11 protein-coding genes and 1 pseudogene are annotated in these 20869 nt (G+C 36.6%); 6 read left to right on the top strand and 6 right to left on the bottom strand.

The features are described 5' to 3' along the window. Positions 1-60 precede the first annotated feature (60 nt). The 3 genes from rppB to ACP6PM_RS02485 all read left to right on the top strand — a co-directional run bounded on the left by rppB (position 61) and on the right by ACP6PM_RS02485 (position 3876). The gene (gene rppB, locus ACP6PM_RS02495; RefSeq protein ID WP_426581537.1) at positions 61-1416 is read left to right on the top strand and encodes a two-component system sensor histidine kinase RppB; all 1356 of its coding nucleotides are present in this window, start codon (positions 61-63) and stop codon (positions 1414-1416) included. A 387-nt stretch (positions 1417-1803) separates the two neighbouring features. Further along, positions 1804-3252, top strand: coding sequence for a multicopper oxidase family protein (locus tag ACP6PM_RS02490; protein WP_426581535.1), 1449 nt, complete (start codon positions 1804-1806; stop codon positions 3250-3252). Positions 3253-3318: 66 nt separating this feature from the next. Continuing rightward, positions 3319-3876, top strand: coding sequence for a DUF411 domain-containing protein (locus ACP6PM_RS02485; RefSeq protein ID WP_426581533.1), 558 nt, complete (start codon positions 3319-3321; stop codon positions 3874-3876). Positions 3877-4209: 333 nt separating this feature from the next. On the opposite strand, the gene ACP6PM_RS02480 is transcribed toward ACP6PM_RS02485, so the two are convergent. Further along, on the bottom strand, positions 4210-9174 hold the full coding sequence (locus ACP6PM_RS02480; protein ID WP_426581531.1) for a DEAD/DEAH box helicase: 4965 nt from the start codon (positions 9172-9174) through the stop codon (positions 4210-4212). Between the two features lie 226 nt (positions 9175-9400). Here ACP6PM_RS02480 and ACP6PM_RS02475 point away from each other — a divergent pair, with 226 nt between their 5' ends. Then, positions 9401-9547: a DUF4058 family protein gene (locus tag ACP6PM_RS02475; RefSeq protein WP_426581529.1), complete on the top strand. Its 147-nt coding sequence runs from the start codon at positions 9401-9403 to the stop codon at positions 9545-9547. 146 nt (positions 9548-9693) lie between these two features. Here ACP6PM_RS02475 and ACP6PM_RS02470 read toward each other — a convergent pair. After that, positions 9694-10375 (bottom strand): annotated as a pseudogene (locus tag ACP6PM_RS02470) (IS1 family transposase). A 372-nt stretch (positions 10376-10747) separates the two neighbouring features. On the opposite strand from ACP6PM_RS02470, the gene ACP6PM_RS02465 reads away from it, so the two are divergent. Further along, positions 10748-14743, top strand: a complete 3996-nt coding sequence (locus ACP6PM_RS02465; RefSeq protein ID WP_426581527.1) for a HEAT repeat domain-containing protein — start codon at positions 10748-10750, stop codon at positions 14741-14743. A 222-nt stretch (positions 14744-14965) separates the two neighbouring features. On the opposite strand, the gene ACP6PM_RS02460 is transcribed toward ACP6PM_RS02465, so the two are convergent. Then, positions 14966-15637: a hypothetical protein gene (locus ACP6PM_RS02460; protein WP_426581525.1), complete on the bottom strand. Its 672-nt coding sequence runs from the start codon at positions 15635-15637 to the stop codon at positions 14966-14968. Positions 15638-15976: 339 nt separating this feature from the next. Beyond that, positions 15977-16972 (bottom strand): N-acetylglucosamine kinase, encoded by a 996-nt coding sequence (locus ACP6PM_RS02455; RefSeq protein ID WP_426581523.1) that lies wholly within the window; start codon positions 16970-16972, stop codon positions 15977-15979. Between the two features lie 161 nt (positions 16973-17133). Here ACP6PM_RS02455 and ACP6PM_RS02450 point away from each other — a divergent pair, with 161 nt between their 5' ends. Beyond that, a complete protein-coding gene (locus ACP6PM_RS02450; RefSeq protein WP_426581521.1) occupies positions 17134-18963 on the top strand; it encodes an Eco57I restriction-modification methylase domain-containing protein in 1830 nt (609 codons plus the stop codon). Here ACP6PM_RS02450 and ACP6PM_RS02445 read toward each other — a convergent pair. After that, on the bottom strand, positions 18929-19615 hold the full coding sequence (locus ACP6PM_RS02445) for a hypothetical protein (protein ID WP_426581519.1): 687 nt from the start codon (positions 19613-19615) through the stop codon (positions 18929-18931). The genes ACP6PM_RS02450 and ACP6PM_RS02445 overlap by 35 nt on opposite strands. A 98-nt stretch (positions 19616-19713) precedes the next feature. Beyond that, positions 19714-20628 carry a S1 RNA-binding domain-containing protein gene (locus tag ACP6PM_RS02440; RefSeq protein ID WP_426581517.1) on the bottom strand — a complete coding sequence of 305 codons (915 nt, stop codon included), beginning with the start codon at positions 20626-20628 and terminating at the stop codon, positions 19714-19716. Positions 20629-20869 lie beyond the last annotated feature (241 nt).

The following is a 20869-nucleotide window of genomic DNA, read 5'->3' as shown; positions in this document are numbered from 1 at the left end:
TAACTCAATAAGAAATTACTTTTGACTTTTAACTTGCCCATAGCGGTATGTCACTCAAAAATGCACCAAAACAAGCTATTTCAACAAACCCGCCTTTCCCTAGCTGGTTGGTATGTCATGGTAATGGGAGTTATCCTGAGTTTATGCAGTTTAGGATTTTATGAAGCTATTCTCCACGCTCACCGAATTACCATTGACCGAGAACTTAAGTCAGTGGCAAAAACAATACACGATAGTTTAAAAACTGTTCTCGAAAAACCTGCACAGATAACACTCGCAGCAACTCGCATCTTACCTGATTTTTGTTTAGTGGAAACCTCCTGCAATTTTACTGAACCCCAGACAGGAGTTCCCGAAACAGCAAATTATTATTTGCGCTTACTTAATCGCTCCCACAATTTAATTGCAGTAGCAGGGTTACGACCAAAAGGACTGCAACTCACTCAAAACACACCACAGCTACAAAGCCTTACTGCCAATGGCAAACGTTATCGACAAATCTCTTTGATGGTGCATACTCAGGATGACTTGGAGTGGGGATATCTTCTGGTGGGAAGGAGTTTGCAAGATTTTGATGAATATATCAAAATAGTTACTTATATTTTACTCTTGGGTTTGCCAATGGGAATTTTGTCGATCGCTGGTGCTAGTTGGTGGTTATCTGGCAAAGCAATGCGCCCCATTTACCATTCATATCGGCAAATTCAGCAATTTACGGCGGATGCTGCCCACGAGTTACGAACGCCGTTAGCTGCTATTCGAGCGACTATTGAATCTACTTTAATGTTGCCAAAACTGAGTGAGACGGAAGCTAGGGAAACTTTGGAAATAATGGGGCGACAAAATCAACGTTTATCTCAAATGGTGGCAGATTTGTTAATTCTCTGTCGGATGGATAGTGGGATGGAGAAATTGCCCCAAAAACAGGAATGTATTTGTTTGAATGATTTAGTTAACGATATTGCTGAAGAATTTGCATTTTTGGCAGTTGCAGCTAAGGTTAAACTTCTGTCTGAAATTAGGGTTTCTCAATCTGTGGAGGTGATGGGAAATATTGAACAATTGTATCGTTTGGTTTCTAATTTAGTTGTTAATGCTATTAACTACACACTTCCAGAGGGTGAAGTGAAAATAATTTTAGAAGTTAATCCTAATTCAGCTTTAATCCATGTCAAAGATACAGGTATTGGCATTCCCGAAAGAGAACAAAAACGAATTTTTGACCGATTTTATCGTGTGAATAGCGATCGCTCTCGTCAGACAGGAGGTTCGGGATTAGGTCTGTCTATTGCATTAGCGATCGCTCAACTTCATCAAGGTAATATTACTGTTGAAAGTGTACCTGGTCAAGGCAGTACATTTACTTTGAAATTACCTTTTTTTACCACAGTCAATAAGACTTTTATTTATTATTAAACCATTGTCAAATAGACATCTCCGAAAATTAAAAATCAAATCAATTCTGATCCAGAAATTATCTATTCTTTCTTCCTGTTCCCTGTTCCCTGTTCCCTCTTTTCTGGAGATGTCTAATGTAATGATATACAGATTCGATTTTTGGTTAGGACAATAAATTTTGCTTGTAGGGCAATAGCGAACAGGGAAAAGAAGGATGTCTTAACTTATTTGCTTAGTGCTATAGCAGTCGAAGCAAAGGGCGCGGACATTTCTTAATACTGAAACCTTTTGACAGTTTACTGTTCCCAGTTAAGTGTTCCCTATTTCCTAGTGCGTAGCGCTATATAATGATAACTTGCCGAAATAAAATTTTGAATCAAATGTAAAATTTCCCAAATATTAATTATGAAAAAAATTAATCGTAGAAAATTTTTAATCCTAAGTTATAGTAGTGCCATCGCTACTTTAATAGCTCAATGTAGCATAGTTAAAACTCAAGAAAATCGACATTTTTTTTCATCATATCCTCAAATTAATCAGAGCCAAGATGGAATTTTAGAAATAGATTTAACAGCTAATTTTAATCAAATAAATCTGGGAAATAAACAAGCTTATCTATTAAGTTATAACAGACAAATTCCTGGACCAAGACTAGAAGCAAAACCAGGAGATACTATTCGGATTAATTTCACTAATAATTTACCCCAACCCACAAACATTCATTATCACGGACTGCATATTCCCATCACCGGAAATGCTGATAACGTCTTTCTCAATATTCCACCAGGCGATCGCTTCACATATCAATTCCAAATTCCTGAAAATCATCCTGCCGGGATGTTCTGGTATCATCCGCATCTGCATGGTTTAGTTGCAGAACAATTATTTGGTGGTTTGGCGGGATTATTTATTGTTCGGGGAGAGTTAGATGAAATTCCAGAAGTGAAAGCTGCTTCAGAACGATTTTTAGTGTTGCAAGATTTTGCTCTAGACCAACAAGGAAATATGCTCCCATCCCAGGAACTTTCAATAATGACTGGAAGGGAAGGAAATTTGATTACTGCTAACGGTCAGTTTAACCCTAACTTTACCATTCCTGCTCAAGGTTTATTACGATTACGAATTCTTAATGCTTCAAGTTCCCGGTTTTATAGGTTGTCTCTAGAAGAACACCCATTTTATCTAATTGCTACTGACGGAGGTGCATTAGCTGAACCTGTAGAAATGTCAGAACTGTTGCTGACTCCTGGAGAACGTGCAGATGTATTAATCCAAGCTAACCGAGAACCAGGAAAATATCGCTTGTTGAATTTGCCTTATGAACGAGTGGGTATGGGCATGATGGGTAGAGGTATGATGGGGAGAAACTTTCCTGAAAGTCAACCGCAAGTTTTAGCAACAGTGAGTTATGACACACAGGTTGCTGCTGTGCTACTGCCAACAAAACTCGTCCCAGTCACAGCATTGCCAGAACCTCAAAAAGTACGTCGTTTTCAGATGAACCACGGCATGATACCTGGTCAAGGAATGGCATTTTTGTTTAATGGTCAGCCATATCAACCAGAAAGAATTGATACTCAAGTTCAGCTAAATACGGTTGAAGACTGGGAATTAATTAATACAGGCATGATGGATCATCCTTTTCATGTTCATGGCAATGCTTTTCAAGTTTTGAGTCGGAATGGTAAGCTAGAACCCTATCGCGCCTGGAAAGATGTAGTGTTAGTCAGACCAGGGGAAACAGTTTTAATTCGGATGCCCTTGCGAGATTTTGCTGGAAAGACTGTTTACCATTGTCATATTCTTGACCATGAAGATTTGGGGATGATGGGAAATTTGGAAATTAAGCCTTGACTTTCCACTCGACTGGAGGGTTTATGATTAATAAAAGCACTTATAGATTATTTGAGGTAATAAGTTATGAAAAAAGTTTTCTCTAATTGGATGCAGTCTCTAATTGCTGGTGTCGCAGTTGCCGGAGTTTTAGGCACAGCATATTGGTCTTTTGTTGGTTTGCCAGAAAATCCAACCTTTAGTACAACAACTCAGACTGTGGCGAATTCTGGTTCACCTACAACAGACTTAGCACCACAAGCACTTAATATCACTGTCTACCGTACTCCCACTTGCGGATGCTGTAAGGGTTGGGTGGAACATATTAAGCAAAATGGCTTTCAAGTAACTGATATTGTCAAACCTGAGTCAGAAATTCAAACTATTCGCCAGAAATATAATTTACCCTCAGATATGGCTTCCTGTCATACAAGTGAAATTGCTGGCTATCTTGTAGAGGGTCATATCCCGGCAAAAGATGTTAAACGTTTAATCGCCCAGAAACCAAATATTGCTGGAATTAGCGTTCCTGGAATGCCTATTGGTACTCCTGGTATGGAAATGGGCGATCGCCAACAATCTTTTGATGTATTTGCCTTTCAAAAAGATGGTCAGACTAAAGTTTTTAATTCCTATAAATTCTAGAATGTCGATCGGAAAACAGGAGAATTCAAGCTAGACACAGCAGTCGAGTAGGGTGTGTTAGCGAAGCGTAACGCACCGAATATTATAAAAATCCAGTAGGGTGTATTAGTAACACACCGAATATGATGAAAGAGGTGGTGCGTTACATTGCATTAACGCACCCTACTGGACTGACACATCTAAAATGGTGCGTTACGACGGATTGCTGAATCCCTTTCATAGTCTGAATTTAAGCCGTCTAATGCACCCTACAATTTTGCACTAAATTAGCTGTGTCGGTCCACTACCAACTCTCTGACTCCCCCTTCCCTACGAGGGAAGGGGGTTGGGGGGTTAGGTTATTAAAACTTCAGAAACTTCCACCAACCCTCCTTGATGACGCACAACATCAGAAACTTCTGAATACATATTTCCTACCATTCCATAATGTTGTGTAAATAACCCATGACATCCAATAATAACTAACAATTCCTGAGCGCGAGAAAAGGCAACATTTACCCGTTCTGGTTTCTTGGCAAATCCTACTTTTCCCTCCTGATTATTTCTCACCATACTAACAATAATTACTTGTCTTTCCATTCCTTGAAATCTATCAACTGTTCCAGTTCTAATATGTAGGGATGGAAAATTTTCGGGATTAATTCTTGACTCTATTAGTCGCAACTGGGCATTATAAAATGTGATAATTCCTAATTCTTTCCTTGGCAACCCCTCGGCAATTTTCACAGACCAGGATTTCTCCATTTCAGTACATAATTTTTCAATTACATCAACTTCTTTTTCATTAAAAGGTGATGTTCCTTCTTTTTGTTCGATAAAATTTTCTAACTGTGGCATTTTTACCCACATAATATGTCGATTTTCTTGAATAATTTTACCTCCTAAATTATGGGCGCGTTGTTGGTCTGGTTCGAGAAGACCGCATTGTAAACGATGCTGATAAAATTGATTAATTGCTCCCATAATATTCGGGTGCATTCGATATTGAATGGTTAACATCTGTTTGATTTTTTCTGTTGCTGCCTCGAAGTGAGTTTTAAATAGTGACTCTTCTAAAAAATTCAGTTCTTCTTTTGTAATTTTCATCTCTTCAGCTATTTCTTCAACAGTATTATCGTTGAGCATTGGTGGTAATTGGCGATGGTCTCCTACTAATACTAATTTTTTGCCTTTTAATGCTGGAATTAATATTTCCGGGGGAGTACATTTACTAACTTCATCAATTATTACTACGTCGAAACTATTAAATTCTTCGGCAAAGCTTCGACTGGCAGCTTGGACGCAGGTAATTCCAATAACATTGGCATTATCAAGGTAAATTTTTCTCAGATCGTTACTATCTTTTTCTGAAGGTTTTTTGAGTTTTTCTATCCAGTCTTGGATAAATTTTTGGTTACGGTTGAGGTTGGTTTCTTCTGTTTCTAATTCTTGTTGCCAGTTTTGCTGTTGAATTTTGATTCTCTGTAAAAGTTCTATGGCAAATAATTCTGTTTCAGGAACGGTGGGTTTGAGATTTTCTGGTATTTTTTGCCATGCAGATTTCCACCAGTTTCTCTCTTCAATTAAGTTGGTTGGTACTGTTTTTTCTAATGCTGTTTTAATTTGATTAATTTCTGTTTGGCAAGATTGGAGTTGTTCCTGGAATCTATCTGCTTTTTCTTGGATGGTATTTAGTTTGTCTTGGAAAATATTTTGAATTTCTGCAAGAACGGTAAAAGGTTCTAGTCGGGTAGGGATTTTCTCAAGTTGTTTGAGGTTATTTTCCCAGGAATTGACTTTTTCTAGAAAATTGGATTGATCGTTTAATACTTCTAATGGTTGCCATTCCAGATACTGTTTGGCTAAATTACCAATTTCTGGATTAACCTCTACTTGACGATTTATCTCTGGCAATGTCTGGAGAAACTCTTGATATTTTTGTTCAAGCTTTTGATGGGAATCTTTGCCTTTTTTCTCGACTATCTCTAGTTCTTGTTTGTAGCTTTCGAGTAATTGACTATTTTCCTCTAACTGTTCCTGATTTTTCAGGATTTTTTTGAGATTTTCTTGTTTCATCGGCAGTAAAAATTCACGGGAATTATGGAGAATTTTATTGAAGATTTTATCTATGAGTTCTGTCAAAGTATTCGACATATTATCTGGTTCCCACGCCAAACTATATTTCTGCTGATTTTCCTGGAAAAATTGTTGGGATTTTGCGACTAAATTTTGTCGTTGTTGTTGGCTAAGTTGCGGATACATTGCAAATGCTTTAGCAAATTCTTGCCAGTTTTGATAATCTCTTTCTGACAAAACTATGGGGGGTTGACTTAGAGTAATTTGCAAAAATTCATCAAAACGATATTCTCTACCTTGAATATTCTTAAAATTACGACTTGACTCTGCGTTTAATGCTTTTTCTAACCTTTCCCAATCTGGCAAATTATTAATAGGTTGAGCATAGTCTGGCAAAAGTTGTAATTTTTCTCTACTAGCAAGTTTCATCAAACTTTCTGGTAATCCAATTAAATCTAATTGGAAAGCTTCACCGCTATCCCAACATTTTTTCAATTCCTCAAATATCCGCTCTTTACCAACTTTTTTTATCCAAACACCTACTTCGCCAACAACTAAATCTATCTGACTTTTTTCCTTTTCTAATTCTTCTAGCTTTTTTTGTAGATTTTCCGAAATTATCTCTTGTTCCTGAATATCTTTTTTAAGCTGCTCAAACTGACTATGACTCTGTTGATAAATCTGTAATAATTTCTCACTTTCCGACATTGCCATAACTGCCTTTTTTGCCAAAGCTAAACCAGTCTGAAATTCTGGCAACGAAACAGCTAAATTTTCCTGGAACCAAGCTGCTAAACCAAAAGCTCCTAATTCCGGAATTTCCCAACCAATATCTCTGGCAATATTCCGACCTAAACCCACATTCTCTACCAAATCTTTGACCGACTTTTCCTCCTGACAATAAGGTTGTAAACGGGGTAAAAAATCTTTAACTTCCTCATCTTCCCAATTAACATTAGATGCAGAATTTAACAAAGAATCTAATCCCAATACCAGAAAATCTAATTCCTTTCTATCAGTTTCTAATTGCAAAACCTCACCTTCTAAAACTTCCCGACTTGCCTCCAAAATAGTTCGGCGATCGCTCAATTCTTTCTGCTGACTTGCCCATATTTCCTCCAACTCCAGATAAGCATTAAACTTCTCAGACTCGATCGATAAATCCCATAAAATTTCTACCCGTTGCAGTCGCTCGTGCAAACTATTTTCACAGTCATTAGCAGTATTTTTTAACCAAGTATCAATTACTCGCTCCTCCAAAAATGCTTCTCCTTCTTCCTGCACTTTCTCTGCTTTTCCCTTGCGCACAGCACGAATAACTGGGTTATGTACCAACCTACTCAAAGCATTATCAACCGCTAAATTTGCCTGAGAAGCAATCAAAGTCCGCCCCCCGCGCAAAGCAACCTGATAACAAATTTCAGCAATAACAGTAGTTTTCCCTGTGCCAGGTGGACCTTGAATTAAAGCCAAATCTGGAACTGCCAAAACCTTCTCCACAGCAGCAATTTGATTAGCATTCCCAGCAGGCAATAATAAATCCTGGGGTTGGAGTTTAACTGCCTTTTTCGGAACTCGCGCAGAGGTAGCATCAAAGAAAAATTCCCCCAAATATGGATTTTGACAGCGCCCATTTTGTAAATCTTCTAGCGCTCTGCGTTTCCGTTGCACTTGAGCAATATCCCCAAAAGCAACAAAAAATAGAAACCCTTTAGACGGTATTTTATAACTCCCACGAGCAATACTTTCCACAATTTCACTATCCAACATTATCCGCACTTGACTCTTTTCCCAGTCAATAGCAGCGATCGCTCCCAACTTTTGCCCATCTCTACCATCCCTACCTGCTGGAGAAGTATTAAAAAGCTGAATATCTTGATTTTTTGCCTCGAAAAGTCGCCGTCGAAACTCAATATCATCTATAGCGGTTTCCGGTGTTCCATCAATAGTCGCTAAAGAAATATCAATTTCAAAAGTTACCTTTCTCCTTGCACTACCATAGTTGTGACTAAGAAACTCTACACAAAATTGACGTTTTTCTGCCAGACGTTGCTCTATTTCCACAAAAGTCGTCCAAATAGGAAGTTGGTCTTGTGTAGGTAGGCGATCGCCAAAAAAAGGCATTTTACCCATAGAGCGCACTGCTCCCAACGGTATCCCCCGTCGGAACTGATGTTGTGGCAATAAACGAATTTGCAAAGCCAGACTAAACTCATCTTTTTCTGCTTTTTGAGAAATTAACTGCACCGATAATATTTTTAAAACCCTCTCCCCATCAACATTCACTGCTCCCCTAAGTTTCAAAGTTTTTTCCCACTCCCCATCCTCCCTGTCAGTCGCCATAGTTAGTTCCCAAATTTCGTCCCCCTCTTCTTTTCCTGGTGCTTGACGACGCACATAATATAAATGAGAATCTTCATCCAATATTTCAGACATCAATGCTTCAGCTTTTTTTCGACGTTGGTGAAATTCTGGATATTTCTTCATAGCAGCCTCACCCAACTGAGCGCGAATAAATTTATCTACTGCACTACCGATAAACCGATAACCCCAATCTTGAGAATTCAAAACTTTAGCAGGCAAAACTTTTGTTTTCGTTTCCAACACCGGAGTTACCGGAAGTGGGGAAATAATTTTGGCAGTAACTTCTAACTCCCGTCTACCATCTGCTGCCAACAGAGAAATTAAACCAGATAAATTTGTACCAGTAGGAATATCAGCACTATTGAGCACAACCTCCAAATTTTGTCGCCCTGGTGAGAGATAACTGGAGCGCACCTGCAACCAATTCAAATTACACAAAACCTGACAAACCAAACCCAGTTGTAATTCCCATCCACGTTCCAGCTGTCGATTTATTTCTACTTCCCCAAAGTCGAGAATTGTGGGAATATCCCAACTTGCTCCTTCCCACTCCACATTTTCTGCAATACCATTTAATTTCACCTGACTCAAAATGGGGTTAGTATTAGCTTCGGCAAATATAGCAACTTCCCCTTTGTCACCACCAACTGTTCGCTCTACTGTTAAATTTTCCAGTCGCACTGCGGGAACTGTAATTATTAGAGGGGGTTCAGTTGCAGCAAAAATTACAGTATCGATGCCACTACCACGAATAGTAATTGATTTATCAATAGTAAAAGGTGCTTTATAATCTCCCGGTTGTAGATTTAATTCATCTCCATCTTTTACCATTTGGAGTAATTGGGGAAAGTTGGATGGGTTGGTTTGAAATATTGTCATTTTTTACAGGTAATAGGGAATAGGGAATAGGGAGAAGTAACCGATCATTTATGGGTAATAATTGATTTTATTTTTGATTTTTGGAGAGCTCTATTAATACCTCCTAATGAATTAAGTATTATATCATCAAATGATTAGACTTCTTGTAGAAGTCAGGGAATAGGGAATAGGGAATAGGGAGATTAAATTGTTTATTTTATATCTTGAATTTATTTAATTAAAACTTTTGCTAGAGGGCGAACCTTTGCCTTTGCTAACCAGCGCTACAAGTCACTATCGAATTTTGGTCAGTCCCTCTCATATTCGCCCGAATGGCAAGTTGTATTTTTTTAATTTGAGCGACAGTATTCGTAATTTTTCGGTAAGACGTTGAGAAAATTCAAGTCCGGTTTTGCATCATTGCAGGATGATATGCAATTTTTTCATAAGTTTAAAAATGGTTAAATTACAGAGGATTTAGCTATCGCTATGCTCTGCCAATTCTGAATATCTAAAAGAACAAAAATTGTGGGCAATCTTTCACTTTTTAACCCTTTTTTTAAAGTAATAAATCAATAGTTTTATTGATAAAATTAAGATTTATTTAAAATTATAATAAGCATTTTTTTTCGATGTAATTATGCTAAATAATGTCTCAATCTGCTATTTTTACTTTCTACTATAGTCATGGATATTTTGCTGGTAATATTATCGCCGTCTGGAATAAATTTTGGGTAAACTTTATATCTATACTGTTCTCCAAAAATAACAGTTATATTGTTTGATATTTTTCCATAAATTTTCAAATTTTTCTGCATTTATATTTCGTAGATTCTACTCTTAAATAGACGAATAATATTTATATAATGCTTTATATACCCATATTTTATCTTTTTTTATTCCTATAACTGTTTGTAACTCATCTAATTGTCCAACTAATAGTATTATATATTCATTCTTCTTTTATAGTAACTTTTTTTTCTGTCTGTCTTACCCAACGTATAACTGTATTATGATTAACCTTAGTTATTCTCTCAATCGATCTAAAACTATTACCATTTCCATACAGAGTTAAACAATTTTCTTTTACTTCTTCAGAATAACCTGCTTGAGAATAAAATTCTACAAATTGACGACCACACTCTTTGCATTGATAATTTTGCTTACCCCGCCTATGTCCATTTTTTCTAATATTATTTGATTTACATTTAGGACAATTAATTTTCATGTTTTCTATTCAGCAATTGCTCATCTGAAATTTTCCATTTGATTATAAATCATCTCGCAACAATGCAATGTCATAGTTCTGACTTGAGCTAATAGCTGTGTATAATTATGGAATCGATGGAAAGTCAGCACTCAGCAATCAGTAGGATCATTTTTTTTTGACCTTGAGCAGAGGATTTCAACCGAAGCCCAAAAAGCTGTTAACGTGTTTCGGCTGTCGCCGACATGAAAAGCATTTGCGTTTCGCTGCGCATTCTCTAGGATAGCTCCTCTGTAAGAAGCAGCTCCTCTGGAGGAGGCAAGAGGCAGCATTCCGTCAAGAAATGCTAAAAGCTAATAATTAGTTAAAATCAAAGGTAAAATAATTATGCTTGAATGGTCTAGTACTCTGGCAAATGGCCAATTAGTGGGATTTCTTGCTCAAGAAGTTCTAGGAAAATTGGCTCAAGAAGAAACTGAAGACTATCTTAAAGATTTTTTTCAGCAATGTATTACTGATTTTACAGAAGATAGGATAACCAATACAGAAAGAGAAACTCTAGAAAAAGCTACAGCAGAAGCTATTAAAGAACTTTCAGAGTTAGTACAGCAAGAATTAGAATTTGCTGAATTAAATCCCAATCAAATTGAGGAATATACTGAACCTTTCAAACTGTTTCTAAAAAATGAGTCAGTTTTAGGAATTCTTGGTAGTCCATTTAATAAAGATATTAAAGTTTTAGATAGTAAAAAAATGGCTGCCACCTGGAACAAAATAAATCCATCTTTGCCAAAAAAACTTGACTGGGTAGCAATAGCTAACAACTATCTGAAAAAAGTCAAAATTATGAGGATAAAGTCGAATGAATTACGGAAAATATTAGATGCAAAAAATCAGGATAAACTGGAAAATACAAAGAATGAAATACCGCTAGATTTTGACTTAAAAAAATATAGAAAAGGAATTATCGAACAATATGTAAATCTGAAATTAGACAGTTTAGATCCGACTATTCATGCGTATCATCAATTGAAGTCATGGGAAATGTTTATTCCTCAAAATGTCCGGGAATCTCAAGAAATTTTGCCTCAAGTACATGAAATTTCTCAAGAAGATCGGCAGGGATTAAAAGAGACTGGGAAATTTGGAGAAGATTTTTCTCAAGAACAATCGGAAAGTCTGCACCGGAGATATTTAGATCGACCTATTCGGTCAGTTGTGGAATTAGTTGAAAATAGAAATTATCAACATTTAGTGATTTTAGGCAACCCCGGATCTGGCAAATCTACTTTATTACAATATATTGCTCTAAAATGGGCAGGCTCGCCTCTAAAAGATTTAGTTTTACAGCCAATTCCTTTATTAATTGAACTGCGGACTTATGTTCGGAACTATGATGCTAATAAATGCAAAAATTTTCTGGAATTTCTGGAAAAAGGTAGTGGAGTTACTTGTCATTTACCTCAACAACAAGTTCATGCAAAATTACAAAAAAGTGAAGCTATTATACTGTTTGATGGGTTAGATGAAATTTTCGACCCTATCAAACGAGAGGAAATAATTACCCAGATTCATCGCTTTACTAATGACTATCAAAATGTGCGGGTTATTGTTACTTCACGGGTAATTGGTTATCAGCCGCAAAAACTCATAGATGCTGAGTTCGATCATTTTATATTGCAAGATTTAGAAGATGAACAAGTTGATGATTTTATTCAACGTTGGCACAGTTTTACTTATCAAGACAAGGGGGAAAGAGAGAAGAAAATAGAAAGGTTTAAACGAGCAATTAAAGATTCTTCAGCTATGAAAGAATTGTCGGGAAATCCTCTTTTATTAACTATGATGGCTATTTTGAATCGTCATCAAGAATTTCCGAGAGATAGAGTCGAACTTTATAATCAAGCTTCCCGGGTTTTATTACATCAATGGGATATAGAAATGGCATTAACTGATGCCAAGATTGACCCAATTACTATTGACTATAAAGATAAACAGGCAATCTTGCGTCAGGTAGCTTTTTTTATGCAGGAAAATAAAGCAGGTTTCGCTGGTAATTTGATTCATAGAAATGATTTAGAACAAATTATCAAGAATTATCTCAAAACTTTAGGTATTAATAATGTCAAAACTGTGGCTAGGGCATTAATAGAACAGTTGCAGACTCGCAATTTTATTTTGTGTTTTGTTGGGGCTGAATATTATGCTTTTGTGCATCGAACTTTTTGGGAATATTTTTGTGCGAGGGAATTTGTTTGGCAGTTTGAAAAAGAACATAAAATTTCTAAAGATGAACTGCTTGAGGAAGTTTTTGGTCAGCACTGGCAGGATGAAAAATGGCATGAGGTGTTGCGGTTAATTCCAGGAATAATTGACGCTAAATTTGTCAGAGAAATTATTAGTTATTTGATGGAACAAGATGGGGAAGATGAAAAATTTTTGAATTTATTTTTGGCTGGCAAGTGTTTGTTTGAAGTTAGAAATCGTCAGAGTATTGGTGATGTAGGGTCTCGATTACTAAATAGGTTAAAAGATTTGACTGGGTATAACCTTGGTTATTCTTACAAACCTTGTGAGAGTTACTCTCAAGAAATTGATCCGAAAAATGCAGCCATAGTTCGTGAAATTCGTACTCAAGCTGTGGCAGTGGTGGCTGCAACCTGGAGGAATGAACGTTTTACTTATACTTGGCTTAAACAAAGAGCAAAGTCTGATGATGATTGGAATGTACGACGGGAAGCAGTACGACAAATAGCTACTGGTTGGAAAGATGAATCGGGAATTTTAGAATTACTCAAACAATGGCTAGAGTCTGATAGTAGTTGGAATGTGCGACGGGAAGTGCTCGAACAAATAGCTACTGGTTGGAAAGATGAGCCAGGAATTTTAGAATTACTCAAACAATGGCTAGAGTCTGATAATAGTTGGAATGTGCGACGAGAAGCGGTCGAACAAATAGCTACTGGTTGGAAAGATGAGTCGGGAACTTTAGAATTACTCAAACAAAGAGTAGAGTCCGATCAGAATTGGAATGTGCGACTTGAAGCGGTACGACAAATAGCTACTGGTGGGAAAGATGAGCCGGGAACTTTAGAATTACTCAAACAAAGGGTAGAGTCCGATCATAGTTGGAATGTGCGACTTGCAGCAGTCCGACAAATCGCCACGGGTTGGAAACATGAGTCGGGAATTTTAAAATTACTCAAACAAAAGGCAGAGTCAGATCGTAGTTGGAATGTGCGACGTGAAGCACTGCGACAAATAGCTACTGGTTGGAAACATCAGCCAGCAATGTTAGAATTACTCAAACAAAGGGTAGAGTCGGATGATAGTTGGAATGTACGATGCGAAGCGCTGCGACAAATAGCTACTGGTTGGAAACATCAGCCGGCAATTTTTGAATTGCTCAAACAATGTTTAGAGTCCGATCATAGTTGGCATGTGCGATGTGAAGCGTTGCGACAAATAGCTACTGTTTGGAAACATCAACCAGCAATTTTAAAATTACTCAAACAAAGTTTAGAGTCCGATAAGAATTGGAATGTGCGACTTGAAGCAGTGCGACAAATAGTTACTGGTTGGAAACATCAGCCAGCAATTTTAAAATTACTCAAACAAAGGGTAGAGTCCGATAATAGTTGGAATGTGCGACGTGAAGCGGTGGCACAAATAGCTACTGGTTGGAAAGATGAGTCGGAGATTTTAGATTTACTCAAACAAAGGGTACAGTCCGATAGTAGTTCGACTGTGCGACGTGAAGCGGTCGTACAAATAGCTACTGGTTGGAAAGATGAGTCGGAAATTTTAGAATTACTCAAACAAAGGGTACAGTCTGATAATAGTTCAACTGTGCGAGTTGAAGCACTGCGACAAATAGCTACTGGTTGGCAAGATGAGTCGGAAACTTTAGATTTACTCAAACAATGGGTAAAATCTGATAATAGTTTGGATGTCCGAATTGAAGCGCTGCAACAAATAGCTACTGCTTGGAAAGATGAGTCGGAAACTTTAGATTTACTCAAACAATGGGTACAGTCTGATGATGATTCGGATATCCGAGTTGAAGCGCTGCGACAAATAGCTACTGGTTGGAAACATCAGCCAGGAATTTTTGAATTGTTTTATCACACCGCCCTCAATGACCCCTTTCAACCTGAAAATGACCATCAATACAACCCTCGACAAATTGCACTAGAGGCAATAGTCAAACAATACCGAGACCATCCGCCAAGTCTGCCACTATTAAAAGACAGAGCAGCAAAAGACCCAGACAAACAATTGCGGAAGTGGGCAAAAAAGAAATTGCAGCGATTAGAAAATATGAATGGTTTTCACTATGATAAGCAAGCAACAACGCACTATTATCTTAACGGTGCGTCATAGATAAATTGTCAAGCAACAGGGAACAGTGGGAAAAACATTTCCTCCTGACTTCTATTTACAGCGCTTTTCAGATTGATGAACCACATCATCACAACCAAAACCCTGTAGGGGCGATTCGCGAATCGCCCCTACTCCCTACTCCCTCTTTTCCGGAGAGGTCTATCCGGAGAGGTATAATAGAGCTGTTGGGTAGAGCGACAGCGAAACCCTACCTACTAACTACTAACGCAACGCCAAATCAGAACGCAACCTCAAATCTAAATCTTCTTCTGGATAAATCACAACTACCTCCGCCTTTTCCCGACCCAATAACACTCCACTCAAAGCACCCAACCCCGCACCTATCAATAACCTTTCCGTCGCCAAAACCTTATCCCCAAGAATTGCAGACAATAAAGCAGAAGCACCAGTACCCACAGCAGCACCCTTCAAAATATCCCCAGCATTAGCACCTTTTGTTATTCTTTCAGTATCAGTAATTACCTTAGAAATAGCATCAATACGAAACCTACGGCGATCGCCAATAATTAATTGTTCGGCAAAAAATTGAGTCCCATTGGAAACAGGTCGTAGTTCACCTTCTATCTCACTGCCAAAAGGTATTACCACTCTTCCTTGAACATCCCTAATATCTTGAGTCACTGTCAACGTTAATCTCATCGACTCATCTGGAGTTACCACAACTTTTTCTGCTTCCTCATATCCTACAGGGATGAGTGTTCCTGCTGGTATTCGTGCTACAGAAAATGGTCTTCGTGGGTTGCCTGGGAATTGTGTTTGTCGGTTAAATTGAGCCATAGCTCGGTTTGATAAACCTGGAGTTGCTGTGGCTAATGTCATGCCTAAAGTTAATAATAAAGATGTTCCAATACGCCATTTTTTTGAGTTAAACATAGGTAGTATATCCTCCAATTCAGTTATCAGTTATCAGTTATTAGTTATTAGTTATCAGCGCAATAAGCGTAGATTGGGTTGAGGAACCGTAGCTTGCTTCCCGCAGGGTAACCCAACAACAATGGACCTCTCCAAAAATACTGATTCTGGAACAGTGCTATAAGGGTTTCAGAAACTTTTCTGGAGATGTCTAATAAGTCTTTGTTGGGTTTCACTTCGTTCTACAAGGGCTTTCATTTTTAGGCGTGTCTGTCCAGTAGACTGACATAACTAAAGTGGTGCGTTACGATGGATTGTTAAATTTCTTTCACAGTCTAAATTTTAGCCATCTAACACACCCTACAAGTTTGACTTTATCCTGCCACCCCTTCTGCCTTCTGCCTTCCCTTTTACAGCTTTTAAAGCTAAAATTCCTGCACCATAAACAGGTTGATGTCGAGGCCAAATAAGTTGAGCAGTAGGAGCGATCGCCAAGATAGAATCTTCAAACCGACCGCGAAAATCAATCATACTGTTCCAGACACTTCCAATAGTAACTACTTCAAAAGTTTCGTGAGGCTTAAATAAGGTAGATATCACAACTTTTGTAGCTATGCTTAACTCCTCCACAGCACCTTGAATAATTTTCTTAGCTACCTTATCTCCCTTATCTGCGGCTGCGGAGACAATGGGAGCAAGTGCGGCTATCTCTGTTGCACCCCATCCACGGCGATAGACTACTTCTATTATACCTTCAATATTTGTCAGGCCCAGGTGTCTTTGAAAATCTGTAATTAAAGTAGTCGGAGATTCACGTCCATCATAGGCTTTCAGAGCTGCTTGTAAACCTCGAATAGCTATATTATAACCACTACCTTCATCTCCCAACAGATAACCCCAACCACCAACCCGCTTAGTTAACCCCTGACTATTCTGGCCGAATACTAGGGAACCTGTGCCTGCCATTGCCACAATACCTATAGAATATCCAATACCTCCTACCAAAGCGATGTTACTATCGCTACAAATAATTATTGTATTTGGCTGTAAATCCCATTTTATCGGCAGATTAGTAATAATTTCTTGGAGCAAATTTTCTACTACTGGAAAGTCTTCAGGTCTTCCTACTCCTGCTAAACCTAGACAAATTCCAGAGATTGGTTGATGGCTATTATTATTAGTAACTGCTTGAGTAATAGCAGTTTGAATCGAATTTTTTGCTACTTCAATTCCTACACTCTGATAATTTGACGGACCCCTTTTACCACTACCAATAATTTGATAATTTTCATCCATTAAAACGGCTTCTGTTTTGGTGCCACCGCCATCAATTCCTAAAACATTTAATTTTTTCATATTCTATAATTATTATTATTATTTATCTAAATTAGAGTAGCACAGGAATCTTGCCTGTAATAGCTTTACATCATCCTTAATAAAATCTGCTGTATTTATCTAATTTGGAGACAGGAAAAGTTTTGATAATAAAATAAGATAACTGATAACTGATAACTGAAATGACATCAAACTATCCCTACCAGACAAAAATTATCACAAATAGTCAGGATAAGCCGTATCTAACTCCAGAATTTAAAGATGTTGTCTCTAGCTTAATTCTGAAGCTAAAAAATTCTCAATTAAGAGACTTTATGATTGAGAAAATTATTGGGGATAGCAAGCAAAATATTAAATCTGATGTAACTAACCTAGAAATATTTGAAAAATCTCGACCTCCCCGTTTAGGAGCATTCTATACTTCTGAGGATTTAGTCAATCAAATTATTTCACAAATCGAAATTAAACCAAACTATAAATATTTAGATCCTGCCAGTGGCACTGGCAATTTTATTTTGATATTAGCTAAACAACTACTAACTAAATTTTCTTTTGATTCTGTAGATGCAATCTTAAATTTAATCTATGGATTTGATCTAGATTGGGAAGCACTAGAAATTTGTAAAATTCGGTTTTTATTAGAACTAGAGCAATTTTTTAATATTGATATTTATACCTATCAAAACCTAAATTTTTATCAGACTGATTTTACTGTCAAAGCCTCACAAGGATTTGATTTGATTAATGATTTTAATAGCATATACAAAGACTCACCTCCAGTAATAAACATCAAAAAAGAGCTTAAATTTGATTATATTTTTGGCAACCCACCTTTTATCACTTTTTACGGCAGACGCAGTAAAAAGTTACCAGAAAGTCATAGAAAATATTATTTAAGTAACTATGAGTTTATTCCTGATTCAGTCAAAAATGGTAAATTAAATTTGTATATGTTTTTTATTGAACACGGTTTGAATCTGCTCAACACAGGTGGTCATCTAATTTACTTGTTAGATAATTCTATTTACGAAACCTCAGCTTATTATTTGCGCAAGTGGATAATTGAAAATTTCCAAATTCAATCTATTCAGATGGGTTTAGCTAATTTTGAGAATGTCGCTAGCGGTCAAACAATCTGGCAGATTACGAATATTTTCCCTGAAAAACCTGTTTTAATAGAAGATTTTTATCAACATAAAATTCAGGAAATAAATCAGGATAAATGGTTGAAAGATGTGGAATGTAGAATCAGCATATCTGACTCTAACTCAATTTTAGATAAGCTAACTCAGAATCAACTATTGATTGACTATTTTCCTAGAAAATCAATTAGAACCTGTTGTATGCTGTTGAATTTAACTGAAAAATTTTTAGTTACTAAAGAAGATTATCAAAGAGATAAATCTGGATTAATTATGCCTTATCTAGAAGGAGGAAAATCTTTATCCTCTGCTGATAAACCTTTTGCATTTTCTCATTACATTAAATATGATTATGAATTGCAACTTCGACTCAGCGAAGAAATTAGAGTGAGATTGGAGAAAGAAGGTATTAAAAATAAAAAGCGCATTGGTTTAGGTCAACTGGAAATTTACCGATCGCCTAAAATTTTTATTAGACAATCAAGCGATCGCTTAATTGCCAAATTTACTAATGAAAATTTTATGGCAAATAATAGTTTATATGTATTAACTCCTATTTATTCTAATTTTAATAAGGAACAGTGGGAAAAGATTTTAATTTATACAGAACGCCTACTCAACTCGAAATTATATTTATATCTAGCCTATCAGATGAATGTTATTAGAAGAAATCCCAAGCAGCAACCTCAAATCAAGGTCAGCGATTTAAAGAGACTACCTTTTTGGTTAGATGAAAAAAGTTTATTTTTTGAGAAATTAATTAGCATTAATCCTATGGATAGGAATAAAATTGATTATCTGATTTACAAAGAACTAAAATTTACCAATCAAGAAGTTAGCGAGATAGAGTCTTTCTCACTTCTTGTTTGACATCATCAAACTCAGATTCTAATTTATTAATTTCCTTTTCTATCTTTTGCTGCTTTCTGACTAAAGAAGCTTGTACTTTTTCTTTTAGTAAATCAAGAAATTCAGTTAAACTTCGACTTTGAGGAGAAGCAGCATAATTAACTTGTAATTGATTATTTGGCTGAATCCTAAAAGAAGAATTAATATCTTTTAACAGAAAAATATTAACCATTTGACCTGTAGGAGTATCTACAAATCTCAGACCATTTTTATCCTGAATATAAGCCAATTTACAATATACAGCAAAATAATTTCCATTCTTAAAAAAATCTAGAAATTTTTTGTAAGTTCCCATATCTGGATTACTATTTTTGTAAGCTGCATTTGTGGCTTTGATATCGATCCAAATTAACTCTTGCTCCTGTTTGTTAAACTCATATATAAAATAAATATCATAGGGATTTTTAGTTGCTCCTTTAGGAGAACCTGCAACTTCAATAATTTTTTCTTGCTGCTGGGATATCTCAACAAATTTGTCTTCTAAAAGATCACTTATTTCTGCGCCAGCTCTAGAGACTGCCCTAATAGGTAAAGTAGGATTTTCTGAAATTATTTGCTGAAAAATTGTCTTGATTAAATTAAGAATTATTCCTTCTTTTTCCTGCCATTTCATGTTGATAAAAATTTCGACTATAAAAATTGCTGAATAAGTTACAAAACCTACTCAGCCTTCCTGATAAGTAATAGAAAAATTCAACCTAAAAGCCAAAATTATTGCAATTGAGGTAAAGCCTTTCTTGCCCTTTCTGCACGAGCATCCGCAGACTCCATCACTTCATCAATTTTTTCCAACATTTCCCCTGGATAATTTTCTAATACCTTAGTAGAAAGAGAAATCCGTTTTCGCCCTTCATCTAAATCGACAATCATCGCCTTAACCAAATTACCCTGGGCAAAAATTGTTGATAAAGAATCAACCCGTTTTTGACTAACTTGGGTAATATGCAGCAAACCAGTTAAACCCTCTAAATCTACAAAAACACCAAAAGGCTTCACTCCCGCAACCTTTCCTTCCACCAACTGACCAACAATTAACTTACTAAAACCAGCAGATTGAGCGGCCAAACGCTGAGACATCACAATTTTCTTTTTTTCTTGGTCCAATTCTAAAAAATTGACAGTCAATACTTGGTCAATCAACGACTCCAAATTATCCTTTGCCAGAAGATGGGAGCGCGGAATGAAACCCCGCAAAGATTGTACATCCACCGTCACCCCACCTTTATTAGTACCAATTACTCGAACTTGGAAAGACTGACCACCTTCTTGTAATTCAACCAAGTTCTCCCAGATTTGATTAATTTCTAATTGCTTAATAGAAAGAAGCACTTCACCCTCTGCATCTTGCTCGCGGATAATTAGAAATTCTCTTTCTAGCTGTAGTGGTAGTGCTTCCGATAAATCTTGTGTGACTCCCAAAAAAGCTTCTTGAATAGGTAAAAGGGCTAAAGACTTACCCCCTATATCAATATAAACACCTTCAGATTCATAACTATATACTTTTCCAGTAACTATTTGTCCTTTTTGAAATTCATAATTATACTGAGGTTGTTCGAGAGCTTTGGCAAAGTCGTCCATTGAAAACGACTGTTTACTTCCTTGAGAGCTAGTTGATTCGGGATTCATATACAGTAAAAAAAACACTAGGCTACTCAAATATAACTAATCTCTGGGGTATTGTTATACCAATTTCATAAAATATTGCTACAGTGACTCTGTTATTGGGAGTCAGAACTCAGGAGTACCGAGTCAGGAGGTAAGAATTTATAATATTTATTTTTTTCAAGAGTAAAACTTTTCCATGATTGACTAAAAATAGTTTTATAACTAAAATAAGTCGTTTTTTGTCCCCAAGAGATAATTGGAT

Source organism: Dapis brunnea BLCC-M229 (assembly GCF_050015995.1).
GTDB lineage: Bacteria > Cyanobacteriota > Cyanobacteriia > Cyanobacteriales > Microcoleaceae > Trichodesmium.
This window is presented reverse-complemented; position numbering and strand designations above follow the sequence as displayed.

Bases quoted from the DNA above. Each gene is read 5' to 3' on its own strand.
- rppB (WP_426581537.1), top strand. From the start codon at position 61: ATGCACCAAAACAAGCTATTTCAACAAACCCGCCTTTCCCTAGCTGGT.
- ACP6PM_RS02490 (WP_426581535.1), top strand. From the start codon at position 1,804: ATGAAAAAAATTAATCGTAGAAAATTTTTAATCCTAAGTTATAGTAGT.
- ACP6PM_RS02485 (WP_426581533.1), top strand. From the start codon at position 3,319: ATGAAAAAAGTTTTCTCTAATTGGATGCAGTCTCTAATTGCTGGTGTC.
- ACP6PM_RS02480 (WP_426581531.1), bottom strand. From the start codon at position 9,174: ATGACAATATTTCAAACCAACCCATCCAACTTTCCCCAATTACTCCAA.
- ACP6PM_RS02465 (WP_426581527.1), top strand. From the start codon at position 10,748: ATGCTTGAATGGTCTAGTACTCTGGCAAATGGCCAATTAGTGGGATTT.
- ACP6PM_RS02460 (WP_426581525.1), bottom strand. From the start codon at position 15,637: ATGTTTAACTCAAAAAAATGGCGTATTGGAACATCTTTATTATTAACT.
- ACP6PM_RS02455 (WP_426581523.1), bottom strand. From the start codon at position 16,972: ATGAAAAAATTAAATGTTTTAGGAATTGATGGCGGTGGCACCAAAACA.
- ACP6PM_RS02450 (WP_426581521.1), top strand. From the start codon at position 17,134: ATGACATCAAACTATCCCTACCAGACAAAAATTATCACAAATAGTCAG.
- ACP6PM_RS02445 (WP_426581519.1), bottom strand. From the start codon at position 19,615: ATGAAATGGCAGGAAAAAGAAGGAATAATTCTTAATTTAATCAAGACA.
- ACP6PM_RS02440 (WP_426581517.1), bottom strand. From the start codon at position 20,628: ATGAATCCCGAATCAACTAGCTCTCAAGGAAGTAAACAGTCGTTTTCA.